Source organism: Mycobacterium sp. 4D054, assembly GCF_052245755.1.
In the GTDB taxonomy this organism is placed as follows: Bacteria; Actinomycetota; Actinomycetes; order Mycobacteriales; family Mycobacteriaceae; genus Mycobacterium.
In genome coordinates this window covers 49,495-68,219 of record NZ_JBQQCF010000010.1, presented here as the reverse complement: position 1 = coordinate 68,219, position 18,725 = coordinate 49,495, and the positions used below count along the sequence as shown (strand labels likewise).

Here is an 18,725-nt window from a genome sequence, read left to right as displayed (position 1 = left end):
CGCCAGCCTAGCCGGGTGATCAGTAGGGTGACCGGGTGCCCGCCACCGACCGCTTCGCCGAACGCGCGACGCTGTCCCGCTCGGCGCGGCTGCTCGCGGCGTTCCGGTTCGAGCAGAGTGAGCCGGACCGCTTTTACGGCGCACTGGCCGCGGACACCGTCGCGATGGTCGGCGACCTGTGGCAGTCGGCCAAAGGCACGGCGCCCACCGGACTGACGCTGCTCGACGTCGGCGGCGGGCCGGGCTATTTCGCGTCGGCGTTCACCGAGGCCGGCGTCCGCTACATCGGCGTCGAACCCGACCCCCGGGAGATGCACGCCGCCGCACCCCGCACCCACGGTCGGGCCGGCACGTTCGTCCGGGCCTCCGGGACCGCGCTGCCGTTCGCCGACGACAGCGTCGACGTGTGCTTGTCATCGAACGTCGCCGAGCACGTCGCCGAGCCGTGGCGGCTCGGCGAGGAGATGCTGCGGGTGACGCGGCCCGGCGGGCTCGCCGTGCTGTCCTACACCGTCTGGTTCGGGCCGTTCGGCGGGCACGAGATGGGCCTCACGCATTATCTCGGTGGTCGCCGGGCAGCTGACCGGTACGCCCGCACACACGGCCACCGACCCAAGAATGACTACGGCTCGTCGTTGTTCGCCGTGCACGCCGCCGACGGGCTGCGCTGGGCGCGCGGCACCGGCGCGCTGATCGCCGCATTTCCGCGCTACCACCCGCGATGGGCCTGGGGACTGACGAAGGTGCCGGGCGTGCGGGAATTCCTGGTGAGCAATCTGGTGCTGGTGTTGCAGCCGTTTTGAGGCTGTCTTGCAACAGGTTCTCGTTTGACCTATCCGTCGGTAGTGTGACGCCTATGACACAGAGCACTGCGTTTCGGACCGAATGGGACAAACTGTTCATCGGCGGTAAGTGGGTCGAGCCGGCCACCTCGGACGTCATCGAGGTGCGTTCCCCCGCCACCGGCGAGGTCGTCGGCAAGGTGCCGCTGGCCTCGGCGGCCGACGTCGACGCCGCCTGCGCGGCCGCCCGCGAGGCGTTCGACAACGGTCCGTGGCCGCAGATGACGCCACAGCAGCGCGCCGAGGTGCTGGGCCGCGCCGTCAAGATCATGGAGGAGCGCGCCGACGAGCTGAAGTTCCTGCTCGCCGCCGAGACCGGCCAGCCGCCGACGATCGTCGACATGATGCAGTACGGCGCGGCGATGTCGTCGTTCCAGTTCTACGCCGGGGCCGCCGACACGTTCACCTGGCAGGACATCCGCGACGGCGTCTACGGCCAGACCCTGGTGGTGCGTGAGCCCGTCGGTGTCGTGGGTGCCGTGACGGCGTGGAACGTGCCGTTCTTCCTGGCCGCCAACAAGCTCGGCCCGGCGCTGCTGGCCGGCTGCACCGTGGTGCTCAAGCCGGCCTCCGAGACACCGCTGTCGGTATTCGCGATGGCGGAGATGTTCGTCGAGGCGGGCCTGCCCGAAGGCGTGCTGTCGATCGTGCCCGGCGGCCCGGAGACCGGTCAGGCGCTGACCGCCAACCCGAATCTGGACAAGTACACGTTCACCGGGTCGTCCGGTGTCGGCAAGGAGATCGCCAAGATCGCGGCCGACAAGCTCAAGCCGTGCACGCTGGAGCTCGGTGGCAAGTCTGCGGCGATCATCCTCGACGACGCCGACCTGGATTCCACGCTGCCGATGCTGGTGTTCTCCGGCCTGATGAACTCGGGCCAGGCCTGCGTCGGGCAGACCCGCATCCTGGCGCCGCGTTCGCGCTACGACGAGGTCGTTGAAAAGTTGGCCGCCGCGGTGGCCGGGATGGTCCCAGGCCTGCCCGACGATCCGGCCGCGATGATCGGCCCGCTGATCAGCGAGAAGCAACGCGACCGCGTGGAGGGCTACATCAAGAAGGGCATCGAGGAGGGCGCCCGCGTGGTCACCGGCGGCGGACGTCCCGAGGGCCTGGACAGCGGCTGGTATGTGCAGCCGACGGTGTTCGCCGACGTGGACAACTCGATGACCATCGCGCAGGAGGAGATCTTCGGCCCGGTGCTCGCGGTGATCCCCTACGAGGACGAGGACGACGCGGTGCGCATCGCCAACGACTCGGTCTACGGCCTGGCCGGGTCGGTGTACACCACCGACAACGACCGGGCGCTGAAGATCGCCCGGCGGATCCGCACCGGCACCTACGCGGTGAACATGTACGCGTTCGACCCGTGTGCGCCGTTCGGCGGCTTCAAGAACTCGGGCATCGGCCGCGAGAACGGCTGGGAGGGCATCGAGGCCTACTGCGAGCCCAAGAGCATCCTGCTGCCGTTCGGTTACACGCCGCCGACGTCCTAGCGCGAGAAGACACAAAGTCGCACGCTCACCGCGGTGGGCGTGCGACTTTGTGTCTGCTGGGCGTCATCCGGCCGGGAGTGTCAGCCGCACCCAGACCCTTGCTCAGTCTCGATCGGGAACGAATGGTGCTCGTGGGCGATCAGCCACCGGCCGTCCACCTTGCGCAGGCCCATCGTGACGCGCAACCGCTCACCGGGTTTGGCCTCGAGCTGCTCGGGCCGGCCGCAGCGCAGCAGCGCGTACGCGAACCCGACGTCGTGACCGGCGACGACGTCGAGGTCGACGAGCTCGAACACCGCTCCGCCAGCGAGGAATTCGAAGAACGGTGGCCAGGAGTCACGGTAGGCGTCGATCCCGTGGATCCCGTGGCACGGCGGGGCACGTCGAACATCACGATGTCGTCGGTGTGCGCGGCGAGCACTCCGTCATGGTCACGAGCCTGGATCGCCGCGACCCACCGCTCGATGGTGTCCTGAATCTGGCCCTGGTTATCGGTCATGCCGGTTCCGACCTCCGCCAAACCCGGAACTCATCGCCGAGCAGACACAAAGTCGCACGGAGAAGGCCCCAGGAGTGCGATTTTGCGTCTGCTCGCGGTCAGGCGCGGCGCCAGCGGGCGCACACGAAGTCCGCGTTGACCGCCGAGGACACCAGCTTCCATTCCGAACGCAGCGGCAGCACCGGCGATCCGGCGCCCAACGTGCACGGCGCGTAGGACACGATCACCTCGTCGACCAGACCCGCGGCGACGAACTGGGCGGCGACGTCCCCGCCGCCGACCACCCACACGTCCCTGCCGTCTGCCGCCGACACCAAGGTCGGGTGCAGCTCGGTGACGTCGCCGGCGAAGGTGTGCACGTCATGGCCGTCGGCGATCAGGCCCGGCCGGTGGGTCAGCACCCAGGACGGCTGCGGGTACATCCATTCGCCCGGGTGGTTGTGCAGGATCCACTCGTAGGTGTCGGCACCCATCACCAACGCCCCCACCGACGCCAGGAACGGGTCGATGGCGAAGGGGCCGTCGGCGTCGATGTCGCGGGACGTGAGCCAGTCCAGGCTCTTGTGCTCGTCGACGATGTACCCGTCCAGGCTCGAGGCGGTGTAGTAGACGGTGCTCACTGATCTCCCCTCATCCAATCCAGCGGGTCGCCGCACCGGCTCGTCGCGCCGAGGCGCGCCAGCATCGTGCGGGCGAGTTCGCGGCGGTGCGCCGAGTACGTCAGCACATGCGCGACGATGCCGTAGAGCTGGAAGGACTCCGGCGGGTCGCAGAGCGCGTCGATCACGGTGTCCCCCAGCCGTCCGGCCGCGGTGTACTCCGCCACCATCGCCCGCCAGCGCGCTGCGAGGCCGTCGTGGTGCGCGGCCAGCTCGACGGCGGTGACGGACTCGGGTCGGGTGGCGCTGCGTGACGGGAAGTCGTCACCGGCGATGGTGGCCAGCCAGACCTCCTTGGTCCACACGATCGCGCCGAGCACCGCGCCCACACTCGGTTCGGGGCCGTCCCAGTGGAGCACCGTCTGCCCGTGCGCGATCTCGGCCACCCACTCATCGGCGGTCAGCTGCGCGGCCCGTTCGATGAGATGCGCGGTGTCGGCGAGGTCGTGCTCGACCATCAACGCCGCGATGTCGGGCGCGTGCGCAGCGCCTGGTTCGCCGGGATCGCTGTCCAGCCACAGTGACTGCGGCGGATGGAAGTGCAGGCCGTTGGGCGCCGGGAGCCGGAAGTGGATCTCGCCGGCCTGTGACGGCGGCCGGCCGTACGTGCGGCGGAATGCCCGGGAGAACACCTCGGCCGACGACCAGCCCTCGTCCGCGGCCACGGCGGACACCGGCTCGCCGCGTTGCAGCCGCCAGGCGGCGCGCTCCAGCATCACCCTGCGCCGCAGTGCCGCCGGCGATTCCCCGGTCAACCGTCGGACCTCACGGGAGAAGTGGAATTCCGAGCTGTAGCTACTGCGGGCCATGTCGCCGACATCGCCGTTGGACGAGTCGGTGACGGCGTCGAGGAGTTCGCGGAGCCGGTCGCGGCGACGCAGAGCCGCGTGCCCAGGCGAAGAATCGTCGGTCACGGTCTCCGAGTATCGTCGGCCGCCGCGACCGGGAACATGACTTTTCCTGCTGCCCTACTGCCTACTTCGGGCACGGCCCACCGGGCCTCGACAACACCCGCCCCGAAAATCATTGTGGCGGAATCCCCCGACCGGGTTCCGCCACAGTGATTCGAACCTACAGTGGGCGGTCCGGATCCGTCGGGCGTTTCGGACTACCAGCCAGCTGCAATTCCTCGCCGGCGGGGACTGCGCGGCGGTGCCGCGGTGTTGAGGTCGACATGACGAACACAGGACACCTCACCGCACTGGTCACCGGAGCCAACCGGGGCCTCGGCCGACGCTTCGCCGAGCAGCTCGTGGCGCGCGGCGCCAAGGTCTACGCAGCCGCCCGGCGACCCGAGACGATCGACCTGCCCGGGGTGGTGCCGATCCCGCTCGACATCACCGATCCGGAATCGGTGCACCGTGCCGCCGAACTGGCCCCGGACGTCACCGTCGTGATCAACAACGCCGGTGTGTCGACCAGCGCCGGTTTGCTCGACGGCCCTCTGGACGACATCCGGCTGGAGATGGAGACGCACTACTTCGGCACCCTGGCCGTGATCCGGGAGTTCGCGCCGGTCATCGAACGCAACGGGGGCGGCTCGATCCTGAACGTGCTCTCGGTGCTGTCGTGGCTGCACCCGCCGACCAGCGGGGCGTACTCCGCGGCGAAGGCCGCCGGGTGGGCGATGACCGACGCGGTACGCCAGGAGCTCGCGCCGCGCGGAGTCCACGTCGCCGCGTTGCACGTGGGCTACATGGACACCGACATGGTCAGCGACATCCCTGCCGAGCAGAAGACGGACCCCGCCGTGGTCGCCGAGCTCGCGCTCGACGGCCTGTTCGCCGGAGCGCCCGAGATCCTGGCCGATGACCTGACCCGCGCGGTGAGGGCCCAGCTGTCGGCGGCACCCGCCTGATCAAGATCAAGGTTGCGATCGGGCGACCGAGCTTGACGGCCCCGTACCGGTACTGGTTTCTTCGGTCAGTGACGCTGCTCATAGGCACGCTTCGACGGCCATGAGCAGTGGGTACACTGGCAAAACTAGAACACGTTCCAGTATTGAGGGGGCCGCCGTGGGTGCGACCGACGACCAGACCGACATCGAGACGTCCGAGATCACCAAGTGGGATCCCGTGCTCACCGAGCGGGTGATGGGCCTCCTCAAGCCGTTCCTCAAGGGCTGGCACCGTGCCGAGGTGCGCGGGCTGGAGGACTTCCCGAACGGTGGCGCGCTGGTGGTATCCAACCACTCCGGCGGGTTGTTCCCGATGGACGTGCCGGTCTTCGCCAGCGGTTTCTACGACAAGTTCGGCTTCGACCGGCCGGTCTACACGCTCAGCCACGACATGCTGATGGTCGGCCCCACCGGCGCCTTCTTCAAGAAGACCGGTTTCATCCCGGCCAATCACCGCAACGCCGACGAGGCGCTGCGCTCGGGCGGTGTCGTGGTGGTGTTCCCCGGCGGTGACTACGACGTCTACCGTCCGACACTGGCCGCAAACAAGATCGACTTCGGGGGGCGCACCGGGTACGTCAAGGCGGCGTTGAACGCCGGTGTCCCGATCGTGCCGACGGTGGGCATCGGCGGCCAGGAGAGTCAGCTGTTCCTGACCCGCGGCACGGAGGTGGCCAAAGCACTGGGTCCGGTGGCGCGGGCGTTCCGCGCCAAGATCGTGCCGGTGTCGTTCGGTTTCCCGTTCGGCCTGTCGGTGGTGCTGCCATTGAACGTGCCTCTGCCGTCGAAGATCACGATGAAGGCGCTGCCGCCGATCGACATCGTCGCCGAGTTCGGCGAGGATCCCGACATCGACGAGGTCGACGCTCATGTGCGGCGGGTGATGCAGCGAGCCCTCGACGAACTGGCCCGAGAGCGCCGGCTCCCGGTGCTGGGCTGAGCCAGGTGCCCATGGGAATCACCGACTCCGTCACCAACGCCCTCGGCCTGGTCTCGACGATGGTGCGCGCCGGCGTCATCGCACCGATGCGGCCCGACAAGTACCTGCGCATCACCGGCGCGATGCAGCGCGAGAACATGGCGATCACGTCCGGGTTCGCCGCGGCCGCCCAGCGCTGCCCGGACCGGGCCGGACTGGTCGACGAACTCGGCATCCTGACGTGGCGCCAGATCGACCGGCGCGCCGACGCTCTCGCCGCCGCACTGCAGGCGCAGCCCGGCGGCCAGCCCGAGGTGATCGCGCTGATGGCGCGCAACCACCGCGGTTTCGTCGACGCGCTGATCGCGGCCAACCGAATCGGCGCCGACGTCCTGCTGCTCAACACCTCGTTCGCCGGGCCCGCGCTGGCCGAGGTGATGGATCGCGAGGGCGAGGGCCGCTCCGTCGCGGTCATCTACGACGAGGAGTTCACCGAGACGGTCGACCGCGCGCTGGCCGGACGACCCGACACCACCCGCATCGTCGCGTGGACCGAAGGGCCGACCGACCGGCACACGGTCGAGGCGTTGATCGACGCGCACACCGGACAGGAGCCGGTGCGCTCGCTGGCCAAGAGCCGGGTCATCCTATTGACCTCGGGCACCACCGGAACGCCCAAGGGCGCCAAACACTCCGGCGGCGACCCGAGCGTGCTCAAGGCCATCCTCGACCGCACCCCGTGGCGCGCCGAGCAGCCCGTGGTGATCGTCGCGCCGATGTTCCACGCGTGGGGCTTCTCGCAGCTGGCCTTCGCCGCGTCCATGGCGTGCACGATCATCACCCGCCGCAAGTTCGACCCGGAGGCGACCCTCGAGCTCGTCGACAAGCACCGCGCCACCGGGCTGTGCGTGGTGCCGGTGATGTTCGACCGCATCATGGAGCTGCCCGAGGAGGTGCTCGGCAAGTACAGCGGCCGCTCACTGCGATTCGCGGCGGCATCGGGTTCGCGGATGCGCCCCGACGTGGTCATCAAGTTCATGGACCGGTTCGGCGACGTCATCTACAACAACTACAACGCCACCGAGGCCGGCATGATCGCCACCGCGACACCGCGCGACCTGCGGGCCGCGCCCGACACCGCGGGCCGGCCGGCCGAAGGCACCCAGATCCGGATCCTGGACGCGGATTTCCACGAGGTCCCCACCGGCGAGGTGGGCGGGATCTACGTGCGGAACTCGACGCAGTTCGACGGCTACACCAAGGGGTCGACCGGGAAAGGCAAGGACTTCCACGAGGGGTTCATGTCGTCGGGCGACCTCGGCTACCTCGACGAGGACGGCCGCCTGTTCGTGGTGGGCCGCGACGACGAGATGATCGTCTCCGGCGGTGAGAACGTCTACCCGATCGAGGTCGAGAAGACGCTGGCCGCCCATCCCGACGTGGCCGAGGCGACGGTGCTCGGCGTCGACGACGAGAAGTTCGGCCAGCGCCTGGAGGCGTTCGTGGTTTTGCAGCCCGGCGCCGCGGCTACCCCCGACACACTCAAGCAACACGTCCGCGACCACCTCGCGAACTACAAAGTGCCCAGGGAGATCACGATTCTCGATGAGCTGCCGCGAAGCATCACCGGCAAGATCTCCCGCAAGGACCTGCAGGAACGCGTCAAGAATGCCTGATAATGCCTAAGCGCCGGCCGCTGCTGCGCGCCGTCGCCGAGCTGCTCAACGCCGCCAACGGGGTCCGCCCGCTGGCGCGCGACGGCTATCCGACCATCCCGGTATTCGCATTCGGCTGGCCCACCTCGGAGATGTCGCCGGTGTACCTGGCCGGTTCGATGCTCGACGCGCTCCGGCGCGGCATCCGCGGCGATTTCCGTGGTCCGCGTGGCCGGATCGCGTTGGGGCTGACCGCGGTCGCCTGGGCTCTGCTGTATCTGATCCACCGCCGCAACGTCGGCTCGCAGCCGTACTTCGAGGATCCGCTGCGCGAGGCGCTCGGCGAGAACTACCAGCGGATCGCCGAGAAGGCCCGCCCGGCCAGGCGTCGCTACGTCGGCGTCTTCCCCAACGACGTGATCCGCCGTCGGTACGTCGAGAGCGTCGTGCAGTACGGGCCGCTGCGAGTCAACAAGGCGGACATCTGGCGCCGGGCCGATCTGCCCCGTGACGGGAAAGCCCCTGTGTTACTTCAGGTTCCGGGCGGAGCGTGGGCGATCGGGATGCGCCGGCCGCAGGCCTACCCGCTGTTGAGCCACCTGGCTGATCACGGCTGGATCTGCGTGTCGATCGACTACCGGGTCAGCCCCCGCCACACCTGGCCCGATCACATCGTCGACGTCAAACGCGCGCTGGCCTGGATCAAGGAGCACATCGCCGAATACGGCGGAGACCCGGACTTCGTCGCGATCACCGGCGGGTCGGCGGGCGGGCACCTGTCGTCGCTGGCGGCGCTGACCGCCGACGATCCGCAGTACCAGCCCGGTTTCGAGGACGCCGACACCTCGGTGGCGGCGGCGGTTCCGATCTACGGCCGCTACGACTGGGTGTCCGCGCGCGGCAGCGGCCGCAGGGAGTTCATCGCGTTCCTGCAGCGGTTCGTCGTCAAGAGGCCGATCGCGCGGCACCGGCAGGAGTACGTCGACGCGTCGCCGATGTACCGGCTGCGCCCCGATGCGCCACCGTTCTTCATCCTGCACGGCCAGGACGACTCGATCATTCCGGTGCCGGAGGGCCGTGAGTTCGCCGACGCGCTGCGCGACGTGTCGAACTCCCCGGTGGTCTACGCCGAGATCCCGCACGCCCAACATGCTTTCGACTTCTACTACGGTTCGCCGCGGGCGCACTACACGGCGCAGGCCGTCGAGGAGTTCCTGTCCTGGGTGATGGCCACCCGTCAGGTTGCCGACAAGGCCAGTTAGCCCGCGGCAGCCGCCTGAGTTCCGCCGAAATCGCATTCCACGCGGCCCGCGAGCGAATTTGGGCGCGTGGAATGCGATTTCGGCGTCAGTGGGCGACGTCGTTGGGCATCGCCGACTCGACGACCGTGAGCTCGGCGGAAAGCCCCGCCGCGCGGCGAATCTCGGTGAACTCCTCGAGCATGGCCGCGGTCAGCTCGTGTGGATCCTCGAGCGTGGTCCCGTCGGAGAGCACCGAGATGTTGATCTGGTCGACGTAACTCCACACCGTGATGTTGAGTCCACTGCCGGCGGTCAGCGGCCCGACCGAGTAGATCTCGGTGACAAGCGCACCGCCGACGCGGGCGCGCTCCCGCGGGCCGGGCACATTCGAGATCGGCAGGTTCATCACCTTGTTCTGGCCGTCCTTGTTCGACAGCCAGCGGAACATCGCCTCGGCCGGGGCGGGCGGGAAGTACGCCGACCACCGGCTGACCAGTTCGGGCCCGATCAGGTTGTTACTCTCCTTGCCTGCGGCCGCGGCGACGTGCGCGGCCTTGACCCGGCTCAGCGGGTCCTCGAGGTCGACGGGCAGGCTGACCAGCACACCGGTGAAGTAGTTGCCCGAGATCCGGTCGCGGGAGAAGTCGAAGCTCACCGGCACCGACGCCAGCAGCGGGTGGTCGGCGCGACCGTCGTAGCGCAGCAACAACTTTCGCAGCGCGCCGGCCGACATCGCCAGCACCATGTCATTGATCGTGACCCCGAGCTGCTTGCCGGTGTGTTTGACGTCGTCGAGTGACAGCGTCGCGGTGGCGAAGCGTCTGGTCGCATCGATCATGTGGTTCATGAACGACGGCGGCGGAGTGAACGGCCGGGTCAGCTCCGGGGACAGCTTGTGTTCGCTGCGCTGCACACGCCGCACCCCCGCAGCCGTGTACCGCACCACGCCGGGCAGTTTGGCGATCTGGCGCATGTGGTCGGCGAACGCCGTGCGCACCAGCTCCCCCCGGGTCGGGACCGGATCGGTGGCGTAGGAATCGCGGTCGGCCTGCGGGCTGTCCTGCAGATCCATGCCGCGGGCCAGCAGGTTCGCCGACGCGACACCGTCGGCCAGCGCGTGGTGGATCTTGCCGAGCACCGCGATGCGGCCGCCGGCCAGGCCCTCGATCAGATACATCTCCCACAGCGGGCGGCTGCGGTCCAGCGGGGTGCTCGCGATGCGGCCGACCGCCTCGTCAAGCTCGCGACGGCCGCCCGGCGCGTCGGCCCGGCAGGACCGGACGTGGTACTCGAGGTCGACCTCGGCGTTCTCCCGCCACATCGGATGGTGGAACTTGAACGGGATGTCGATCAGCTCGTACCGGAACGGGTCGAGCTTGTAGAGCCGGCTGTGGATGACCTTGCGCAGCTCCTCGACACCGAAGTGCGCCCCGCCGAGATCGTCGAGCTCGATCACGGCGAGCTTCAACGTGTGCATGTGGACGTTGGGGGTTTCGCTGTACAGCAGCACAGCGTCCCAGCCACGAAGCCTCTTCACCGCGCCACCTTCCGCACCGGAGGTGACTATATAACCTCTTTGGCCCCGATGAGGCTCCGGTTTCGGTGAATGTGGTTGAGGAACAAGCCGATTGCGGTCGCCGCGGCTCCGGTGCGGGCACCGTCGGTCATGTCGAAACCGTGGCCCGCGCCGGGAAGCTCGACATAGCCGACCACCGAACGGGAGACGCCGCGCAGACGTTCGACGAAACTCTGGGCCTGGGCCACCGGGATCACGCTGTCACCGGTGCCGTGGACGACCAGGAACGGCGGCGCCTCCGGATGGACCCGCGCCACCGGCGAGGCCTTGCGGTACACGTCGGGATGCTTGTCGAACTTGCGCTTGACCACGACCCGTTCCAGGAAGTCCATGAAGCGGACCCGCTCGACCGTCGACTTGTCCTCCCAGTCGTAGCGGCCGTATACGCCGACCACCGCGTCGACCGACGTGTCCGAACCCTCGGGCAGCTCGCCCTGCATCTCGGGGTCGTTGGCGGTCAACCCGGCCAGCGCGGCGAGGTGGCCGCCGGCCGAGGTCCCGGAGATCGCAACGAAGTTACGGTCGCCGCCGAACCGGTCGACATTGGCCCTGGCCCATGCGATCGCGGTCTTGACGTCGCTGATGTGGGCGGGCCACGGATGGTGCGGCGCCACCCGGTAGTCGATGGACAGACACACCCAGCCCTGCTGGGCTAGATGGGACATCAACGCGTAGCCCTGCAGCATCCTGCTGCCGTGAACCCAGGCCCCGCCCGGCACGAAGATCAGCACCGGCGCCGGCTCCGCCGGCAGGTCGTCCCGGCGCCACACGTCGAGCAACTGCCCCGGCCGCGGACCGTAGCGCACCGAGCTCCGGTGCACGTGCCGGCGGTGCTCACGCATTTTCCAGACCGGCGGGGTGCGCTCGGCGGCGGGCCACTCGATCTCCAGATCCTTGGGACCCACCACATCGCGCAGCGCGGCCTCGGTGACCGCGTTGGTGCAGTCCCGTTCCTGCTTCTTCTTCTCGGCGTCGTTCGGCGTCACCAGCGACTTCGCCAGCGCGCCGACGAAATCGGGGGCGTGTCGGGTGCCCCAGATCCCCGCGGCGGTCAGTGCGCCAAGTGGCTCAAGGTGTTTCCCGATGACCGGCAGCGACGCCGAGGCCACGCTCATCGCCAGCAGGTAGTCGGAGGGGCCGGCGTTGCGCAACCATTGCAGGCGGGTAGTCAGAGTAGGTCCGGGATACCGGGTGGCCGGCCGTTCCGTCATTGCGCGAGCGTACCCCCGCGCGCGGAAACCAAACGACAATCTGGGCGAAGTTGTCTATTCATGTTTTGGCCGTAGTCAATTTGTGACCGGCGTCACAGATATGGGACCGGTGCGGCGCGCGATAACGTCGGTTGCCGACCGACACCTTCAGCAGTGAGGCTCACCGTGAGTAAGTCCGTGACCGCGTCCAAACTCGCCATCACCGAGGACCACCAGGATCTCGCCGCGTCCGCGGCCGGCCAGCTCACGCGACTGCAGACCCTGGCCAAGGCCAGGGCCACTCTCGACGGCGGCGACCCCAGTCCGGCCGACATCTGGTCGGCGGCAGTCGAACTCGGCTGGACCGGGCTCGCGCTCCCCGAGGAGTTCGGCGGCGCGGGCTTCGGTTTGCCGGAACTCTCCGTCGTCGCGGAGTGCCTGGGCAGGCAACTGGCGCCCGGCCCGTTCCTGTCCAGCGCCGCCGCGGCCGTGGTCATCGACCGGTGCGCGCCCGATTCCGTTCGGGCCGCACTGCTGCCCGGCCTGGCCGGCGGCGAGACCGTCGCGGCGCTCGGCGTGTCGGACGGCGTCGCCGTCGGCGCCGACCTGACAGTCACCGGAAAGGCCACCGCGGTGCTCGGCGCCCCCGACGCGTCCGTGCTGGTGCTGGTCGCGGGTCCGGACGTGGTGATCATCGACGCCGGCCCCGATGCCACCGGTGTCACGATCACCCCACTCGACTGCCTGGACACCACCCGTCGCATCGGCGACGTGACGCTGAACGACGTCGCCGTGCCCGAGGAACGGGTGCTGCGCGACGCCGCCCGCAATGCCCGGACGGTGTTCCGCATCCTCACCGCGGCCGAGGCCGTCGGTGTCAGCTGGGCGGCACTGGACATGGCCGTCGAGTACGCGAAAGTGCGCGAGCAGTTCGGCCGTACGATCGGCACCTTCCAGGCCGTCAAGCACCACGCCGCCAACATGCTGGTGGCCGCCGAGGTCGCCACGGCCGCCACCTGGGATGCCGCCCGGGCCGAGGACCTCGACAGTTCCTGGTTCGCCGGCGCGGTGGCCGCCACGCTGGCCAACCGCGCGCAGGTATTCAACGCGCAGAACAACATTCAGCTACACGGAGGTATCGGGTTCACCTGGGAACACGATGCGCACCTGTATCTGCGGCGGGCGCGCACCCTGGCGGCGCTGGCGGCCGACGGCGCCGACCCGGTGCTCGACGTCGTCGACGCCCAGCGCGGCGGCCAGGCCCACGGCGCGTCGTTCACGCTGCCGCCCGAGTCCGAGCAGTACCGCAGCCAGGCCCGCGAGGCCGCGGCGAAAACCCGGGCCCTGCCCGTCGACCGCCAGCGCGACCACCTCGTCGACTCCGGATATCTTGTCCCGCACTGGCCGCGGCCGTGGGGCCGCAGCGCGAACGTGCTGGAGCAGCTGGTCATCGAGGAGGAGTTCGCCGACGTCGACCGTCCCGACATGGGGATCACCGGGTGGGTGGCACTGACGATCGCTCAGGCCGGCACCGAGGAGCAACGCGAGCGCTGGGTGGAACCGGTGCTGCGGGGCCAGGTGATGTGGTGCCAGCTCTTCTCCGAGCCGGGCGCGGGGTCGGACGCAGCGGCGGTGCGCACCTCGGCCAAGAAGGTCGACGGCGGCTGGCGGGTGACCGGGCAGAAGGTGTGGACCAGCCTGGCGCACATGTGTCAGTGGGGTCTGGCCACGGTCCGCACCGACCCTGATGCTCCGAAGCACGCCGGGGTCACCATGATGGCGATCGACATGACGGCCGAGGGCGTCACGGTGAACCCATTGCGCGGGCTCACCGGTGATTCGCACTTCAACGAGGTGTTCTTCGACGACGTCTTCGTGCCCGACGCCGATGTGGTCGGCGACGTCAACAAGGGCTGGCTGGTCGCGCGCGCGACGCTGGGCAACGAGCGGGTCTCGATCGGCGGTGGCTCCGGCGCCCCGACCGGCACCACCCCTGACCATCTGATCAAGCTACTCGACAGCGCACCGGAGACGGCGGCGGGCTACGTGCGGCGCGCCGGCGAGGTGATCGCCGAGCTGCACACGCTGCGGCTGCTCAATCTGCGGCGGGCCACCCGGGCGATCGCCGGCGCCGAGCCCGGACCGGAAGGCAACGTCACCAAACTGCTGGTCGCCGAGTCGGGTCAGCGGCTCACCGAGCTCGCGTTCGAGTTGGCCGGCACCGCGGCGGTCACCGAGCAGATCCCGCAGCTGACCCGCAGCTACATGGGCAACCGGGCCATGACCATCGCCGGGGGAACCTCGGAGATCACCCGGAACACGGTTGCCGAGCGGATCCTCGGACTGCCGCGAGACCCGCTACTTCGCTGACGGAAGCCGTCACCGCACACGCATACTTGTCGGATGCCCCGCATAAATTTCCACCCCGAACTGCGCCGCAGTGCCCGCATCCTGCCCAGACAGATGATCACGCCGGTCACGCTGCCGTTCATGCGGGCGGCGTCCCGGCTGATGTGGCGCAGCGGCGACGCCCCCGACGACATCGAGGTGCTGACCCTGTCCTCCGGGGTCGGGGTGCGGCTGTTCCGTCCCCGCGGCGTGGCGCCCGGCCCGGGACCGGCGCTGCTGTGGATCCACGGCGGCGGCTACGTCATCGGCGACGCCGCCCAGGACGACGTGCTGTGCCGGCGTTTCGCGCGGGAACTCGGCGCGACGGTCGCGTCGGTGAACTACCGGTTGGCGCCCGAACATCCGTACCCGACTCCGCTGGAGGATTGCTACACCGCGCTGGGCTGGTTGTCGCGGCTGCCGTCGGTGGATCCGGCACGCGTCGCGATCGGCGGAGCCAGCGCCAACGGCGGGCTGGCGGCCGCGCTGGCACTGCTGGCCCGCGACCGCGGTGAGATCCCGGTCGCCGCACAGGTTCTGGTATATCCGATGATCGACGACCGCACGGTGGACCGCCACGGGCTCGACCACCCGGGACACCGGCTGTGGAACCAGTCGAGCAACCGCTTCGGCTGGCGGGCCTACCTCAAGGACGCCGATCCGACCGAGGCGGTCCCGGCCCGCCGCGAGGATCTCGCCGGGCTCCCGCCGGCATGGATCGGCGTCGGCACCCTCGACCTGTTCCACGACGAGGACCTGGCCTACGCCGAGCGACTGCGGGAGGCCGGCGTGCCGTGCGAGGTGATGGTCGTCGACGGCGCCTTCCACGGGTTCGACGGAATCGCGCCGAAAGCGTCTGTGTCACAGTCGTTCTTCAACAGCCAGTGCGCGCTGCTACGGACGGCGTTCGCGCCCGCGGCGGCCTGACACTCACCGGCGCTCATAGACGAGCCTGCCGCCGATGACCGTGGCGGCCACGGCAGCGGCGTCCAGGTCAACGGGCGCGGCCGGCGGCGGGGTGGACAGGATGCACAGATCGGCGGCCGCGCCGGGCTCGATCCGCCTCGGGACGGCCGGCCGGTCCGGCGCGCCCAGGAACATCGTCAACGCCGTTGCCGCCGAGACACGTTCACCGTCGCCCAGTACCCGGCCGGACGGCGTGGTGCGGTGCACGGCAGCGCGCATCACCGCCCACGGATCGAGGTCGCCGAACGGCGCGTCGGTGGACAGCGCCACCGTCACCCCGGCGCGGGTCAGCGAGGCGACGCGCCACAGCTCGTGGTGTTCGGCCGCGTCGACGTCGGTGAGGTACTGGTCGCCGCGTTCGGCGACGAAGTTCGGCTGGGTCACCACGGTGACCCCTGCGGCGGCAAGCTGGGCCAGCGTCCCGTCGGGCACCACCGCGGCGTGCTCGATACGATCGAGCGGATGAATGCCGTTGAGGCGCAACGCCTCCAGCGTCACGACCAGCTGGGCGGCGGTGACGCAGTGCACCGCGACCGGCGCGTCGGCGGCGCGCCGGTCGGCGATCCATCCGCTCACCTCATCGAGGTCGAGCGCGTCATCGTGCAGGATGCGCTTGCCCGGGGACAGCCACCGGACGCGCTGGGACATCTGCTTGGGCAGCTGGTCCGGATCGGCGAGATCCGGTGTGGCGTCGGTGACCCCGGTGACGCCGAGCCGGCACAGTCGCGCGCTCAGGCCGGCGAGGTCGGGTTCCTGACGCAGCTCGGCTGCCCAGCCGGCGTCGGCGCTGGGCAGCCGGCCGTCGGCATGGTCCGTCAGCCCGACGCGGTGCAGCGCGGCACTGTTCAGGATCCACTGCGCGCCGCTGCGGTGCTGGACCCGCACCGGAACCGACGGCGCGACGTCGTCGAGCACGTGCCGGTCCAGCGGTCCGGCGGCGGCGTCGTGGTAGCCGACCGCACGGATCCAGCCGTGCGCATCCACCGGCGCGGTGGCCAGCACCCGGGCCAACTCGGCCCTGGTGTGCACCACCTCGGGACCAACCCGGACCGAGTGCAGCGCGGCCGCGGCCGCGCGCAGGTGGATGTGGTGGTCGTGCAGGCCCGGCAGCACGGCGCCGCCGGCGGCGTCGTACTCCGGTTCGCCGGGCCGGCGCGTCAGCCCTGCGCCGACCTCGAGGATGCGCTCGCCGACGCGTAGGTCGGTCGCGGTGCCGTCGAGCAGCCTCGCCCGCCGGATCAGCACGATCCGGCCAGCCGTTCGGCGACCAGACGCTCGACGGCCTCGTTGTCCGCGCCCGGCGCTGGGCCGCGACTCGGGTTCGGCGGCGCTGTCGTGCAGTCGATTTCGCGGTCGCGGGGCAGTTCGGCGTAGGTCGCGGCGACCGCGGCCATCGACATCTCCACCAGCTCCCCGCCGCCTCTGGCCTGCGATTCGAGCACCGCACGGGCTGCGTGCAGCCCGGTCAACGGGTCGGCGATCGCGTCCCCGCAGAACCGCGGCGCCTGCGCGGTACCGCCGACGAGACCGCCCGAGACCGCCGCGTCGTCGCCGAACGCGACCCAGTCGGCGCGGCCGTCCGCCGTTCCGTGACCGGTGATCCGTATCCAGGTGCGGCCGGCACGTACGGGCACGCTGTCCGGACTCAGGCCACGCCGGCGCAGTGCCGCGGGCCGGGAGGACTCGATCACCACGTCGGCCGCGGCCAGCAGCCGGCGTAGCGGCCCGGGGTGCGCGAAATCAGCGTGGTAAGAGAGCTTTCCGGCGTTCATCCAATCGAAGACATCGCGGGGTCCCTGCCGTGTCCCGTCCGGGCGGGCGGCGCTCTCCACCTTCACGACGGTGGCGCCCGCGCGCGCGAGCAACCGGCCGCACAGCGGGCCGGCCCACATCGAGGACAGGTCGGCGACGAGCAGCCCCGCCGCCGAGGCCGGCTGTGACCGCGGCCCCAAGGCTCGCAAAACCTTTGCGGCAGGCGCAGTTTCACCGAGTACGCCGACGGGCAGGCCGAGCAGCCGCGCCCGCTCGGCGAAGCCGGTCACCCCGAGGTCGCGCACGCAGCGTTCGACCGCCCGCCAGGGGTCGGTCATGACGTCGTCAGTCTGGGTCAACGCGGGGACCGCGGCGACGTCGTCGCCGCGGGACAGGGTCAGCGCGCACCAGCCGTCGCGGGCGGCCATCAGCCGGGTGGCCCCGCCTGCGGAGATCCGGTCGCCGCAGCGCAGGCCCAGCAGTGCGGCCCGGCCGCCGAGCAGTTCCGCTGCGTCGACGGTGATTCCGGTACACGCGCCCACGTCGCGGGCGACCGAGCTTGCCCGGTCGAGCACGGCGGCAGGGATGCGCACGGGTGTCACCACACCATTGTGATCAGAAGTGCAGCACGCTGAACCGCCAGTCCAGCACCTGGCGGTCCTCGTCGGGTCCGGCCGCGTAGACCACCGACCGCAACCGCAGCACCCCGCCCCGCCCGCCCGGCAGCGGCTCAGCCGCCTCGATCGTGAGATCGCTGTACAGCGTGTCGTTCTCATGCACCGGCCCGGTGTGGTCGCAGGATTCCCAGCCCAGCACGGTCACCACGTTGGGCAGCAACCGGGCGGCCTGGGCCAGGGCCAGGCCGATGGTGTGCCCGCCGTACACCAGGCGCCGGCCGGCGACCCGTGAATCATGATGGGTGGCTGCGATGTTCAAGGACAGCCTGGCCAGTTCGGGGGCACTGCTGACCACGTCGGCGGTGCTGCGCAGGACGGCGCCGGCGAGCGCGGGGTCGAAGTGCGGGCCCGGCACTCGCGCCCGGAACATCTCGGCGTCCCAGTCGGCGGTCGGGTCGGTCACGGGCCCTTCGCCGGCACCGATGGCGGACAGATCGTCGGCGTGCCCGGTCTGCACGGTGTCGCCGCTCAGCGGCAGCATGGCGCACCGGTAGAAGTCCAGCACCAGTCGCCCGACCCCGTCGATTGTCGTCATGCGCAGTGCGGCAAGGCCGGTGGGCGCTCGCCCCGGTTTCGCCGTGTTCTGCCGAAGACCCACCACCTCGGTGCGGGTGAACAGGGTGTCGCCGATGACCGGGTAGCGGTAGAACGTCAGGCCACGGTAGAAGAGGTTGGCCTTGACCCGCTGGGTCGCCAACGTGGACTGGCCGATCGCGACGTCGCACACCAGGGCGGGGTGAGCCAGCGGCGCCGTCGCGCCCGTGACCGAGTGGGACAGCTCGGCGTCGAGGGGCAACCGGAGCCGGTCGCCGAGGATCGCCTGATGGGTGGCGGCCACGCCGGCGGTCAACGTCATGGAGGGGGCCGTGTCGAAGACCTGCCCTCTCTCCAACTGGTCGAAGAACGGACCGCCCGCGATTTGGCCGTACAAAGTCACAGCGGGTCATGCTGGCAGGACCCAGAACAGCGTG

16 protein-coding genes are annotated in these 18,725 nt (G+C 70.0%); 8 read left to right on the top strand and 8 right to left on the bottom strand.

Annotated features, from left to right (window positions below):
- Positions 1 to 35 precede the first annotated feature (35 nt).
- A complete protein-coding gene (locus ACTWP6_RS10075) occupies positions 36 to 803 on the top strand; it encodes a class I SAM-dependent methyltransferase (protein WP_443187542.1) in 768 nt (255 codons plus the stop codon).
- 53 nt (positions 804 to 856) lie between these two features.
- Positions 857 to 2,335 (top strand): aldehyde dehydrogenase, encoded by a 1,479-nt coding sequence (locus tag ACTWP6_RS10070; RefSeq protein ID WP_443187541.1) that lies wholly within the window; start codon positions 857 to 859, stop codon positions 2,333 to 2,335.
- An 80-nt stretch (positions 2,336 to 2,415) separates the two neighbouring features.
- On the opposite strand, the gene ACTWP6_RS10065 is transcribed toward ACTWP6_RS10070, so the two are convergent.
- The 3 genes from ACTWP6_RS10065 to ACTWP6_RS10055 all read right to left on the bottom strand — a co-directional run bounded on the left by ACTWP6_RS10065 (position 2,416) and on the right by ACTWP6_RS10055 (position 4,407).
- Positions 2,416 to 2,688, bottom strand: a complete 273-nt coding sequence (locus ACTWP6_RS10065) for a nuclear transport factor 2 family protein (protein ID WP_396885363.1) — start codon at positions 2,686 to 2,688, stop codon at positions 2,416 to 2,418.
- Positions 2,689 to 2,932: 244 nt separating this feature from the next.
- Positions 2,933 to 3,454: a dihydrofolate reductase family protein gene (locus tag ACTWP6_RS10060; protein WP_260756342.1), complete on the bottom strand. Its 522-nt coding sequence runs from the start codon at positions 3,452 to 3,454 to the stop codon at positions 2,933 to 2,935.
- Complete coding sequence (locus ACTWP6_RS10055) at positions 3,451 to 4,407, bottom strand: helix-turn-helix domain-containing protein (RefSeq protein ID WP_313901365.1); 957 nt, start codon at positions 4,405 to 4,407, stop codon at positions 3,451 to 3,453. The genes ACTWP6_RS10060 and ACTWP6_RS10055 overlap by 4 nt, the downstream gene beginning before the upstream one ends.
- Positions 4,408 to 4,667: 260 nt before the next feature.
- Here ACTWP6_RS10055 and ACTWP6_RS10050 point away from each other — a divergent pair, with 260 nt between their 5' ends.
- From ACTWP6_RS10050 to ACTWP6_RS10035, 4 genes are all read left to right on the top strand, one after another.
- Positions 4,668 to 5,351 carry an SDR family oxidoreductase gene (locus ACTWP6_RS10050; RefSeq protein WP_443187540.1) on the top strand — a complete coding sequence of 228 codons (684 nt, stop codon included), beginning with the start codon at positions 4,668 to 4,670 and terminating at the stop codon, positions 5,349 to 5,351.
- 235 nt (positions 5,352 to 5,586) lie between these two features.
- Entirely contained in the window at positions 5,587 to 6,330 is a 744-nt protein-coding gene (locus tag ACTWP6_RS10045) for a 1-acyl-sn-glycerol-3-phosphate acyltransferase (RefSeq protein WP_443187583.1), read from the top strand.
- Between the two features lie 11 nt (positions 6,331 to 6,341).
- Complete coding sequence (fadD12, locus tag ACTWP6_RS10040) at positions 6,342 to 7,985, top strand: acyl-CoA ligase FadD12 (protein ID WP_443187539.1); 1,644 nt, start codon at positions 6,342 to 6,344, stop codon at positions 7,983 to 7,985.
- 2 nt (positions 7,986 to 7,987) lie between these two features.
- The gene (locus ACTWP6_RS10035) at positions 7,988 to 9,226 is read left to right on the top strand and encodes an alpha/beta hydrolase (protein ID WP_260756339.1); all 1,239 of its coding nucleotides are present in this window, start codon (positions 7,988 to 7,990) and stop codon (positions 9,224 to 9,226) included.
- Between the two features lie 85 nt (positions 9,227 to 9,311).
- Here the strand turns inward: ACTWP6_RS10035 and ACTWP6_RS10030 are convergent, their stop codons facing one another.
- Together ACTWP6_RS10030 and ACTWP6_RS10025 are read right to left on the bottom strand one after the other, a co-directional pair.
- On the bottom strand, positions 9,312 to 10,742 hold the full coding sequence (locus ACTWP6_RS10030; RefSeq protein WP_260756338.1) for a WS/DGAT/MGAT family O-acyltransferase: 1,431 nt from the start codon (positions 10,740 to 10,742) through the stop codon (positions 9,312 to 9,314).
- Between the two features lie 26 nt (positions 10,743 to 10,768).
- Positions 10,769 to 11,992, bottom strand: a complete 1,224-nt coding sequence (locus ACTWP6_RS10025; protein WP_443187538.1) for an alpha/beta hydrolase fold domain-containing protein — start codon at positions 11,990 to 11,992, stop codon at positions 10,769 to 10,771.
- A 177-nt stretch (positions 11,993 to 12,169) separates the two neighbouring features.
- On the opposite strand from ACTWP6_RS10025, the gene ACTWP6_RS10020 reads away from it, so the two are divergent.
- Together ACTWP6_RS10020 and ACTWP6_RS10015 are read left to right on the top strand one after the other, a co-directional pair.
- On the top strand, positions 12,170 to 14,341 hold the full coding sequence (locus ACTWP6_RS10020) for an acyl-CoA dehydrogenase (protein ID WP_443187582.1): 2,172 nt from the start codon (positions 12,170 to 12,172) through the stop codon (positions 14,339 to 14,341).
- 33 nt (positions 14,342 to 14,374) lie between these two features.
- The gene (locus ACTWP6_RS10015) at positions 14,375 to 15,286 is read left to right on the top strand and encodes an alpha/beta hydrolase (RefSeq protein ID WP_443187537.1); all 912 of its coding nucleotides are present in this window, start codon (positions 14,375 to 14,377) and stop codon (positions 15,284 to 15,286) included.
- Between the two features lie 3 nt (positions 15,287 to 15,289).
- On the opposite strand, the gene ACTWP6_RS10010 is transcribed toward ACTWP6_RS10015, so the two are convergent.
- From ACTWP6_RS10010 to ACTWP6_RS10000, 3 genes are read right to left on the bottom strand one after another with little or no spacing between them, the layout of a single operon-like run.
- A complete protein-coding gene (locus ACTWP6_RS10010) occupies positions 15,290 to 16,570 on the bottom strand; it encodes an amidohydrolase family protein (protein ID WP_260756335.1) in 1,281 nt (426 codons plus the stop codon).
- Positions 16,564 to 17,679 carry a CoA transferase gene (locus ACTWP6_RS10005; protein ID WP_260756334.1) on the bottom strand — a complete coding sequence of 372 codons (1,116 nt, stop codon included), beginning with the start codon at positions 17,677 to 17,679 and terminating at the stop codon, positions 16,564 to 16,566. Before ACTWP6_RS10005 ends, ACTWP6_RS10010 begins: the two co-directional genes overlap by 7 nt.
- 13 nt (positions 17,680 to 17,692) lie before the next feature.
- Positions 17,693 to 18,691, bottom strand: a complete 999-nt coding sequence (locus tag ACTWP6_RS10000; RefSeq protein WP_260756333.1) for an acyl dehydratase — start codon at positions 18,689 to 18,691, stop codon at positions 17,693 to 17,695.
- Between the last annotated feature and the right edge of the window lie 34 nt (positions 18,692 to 18,725).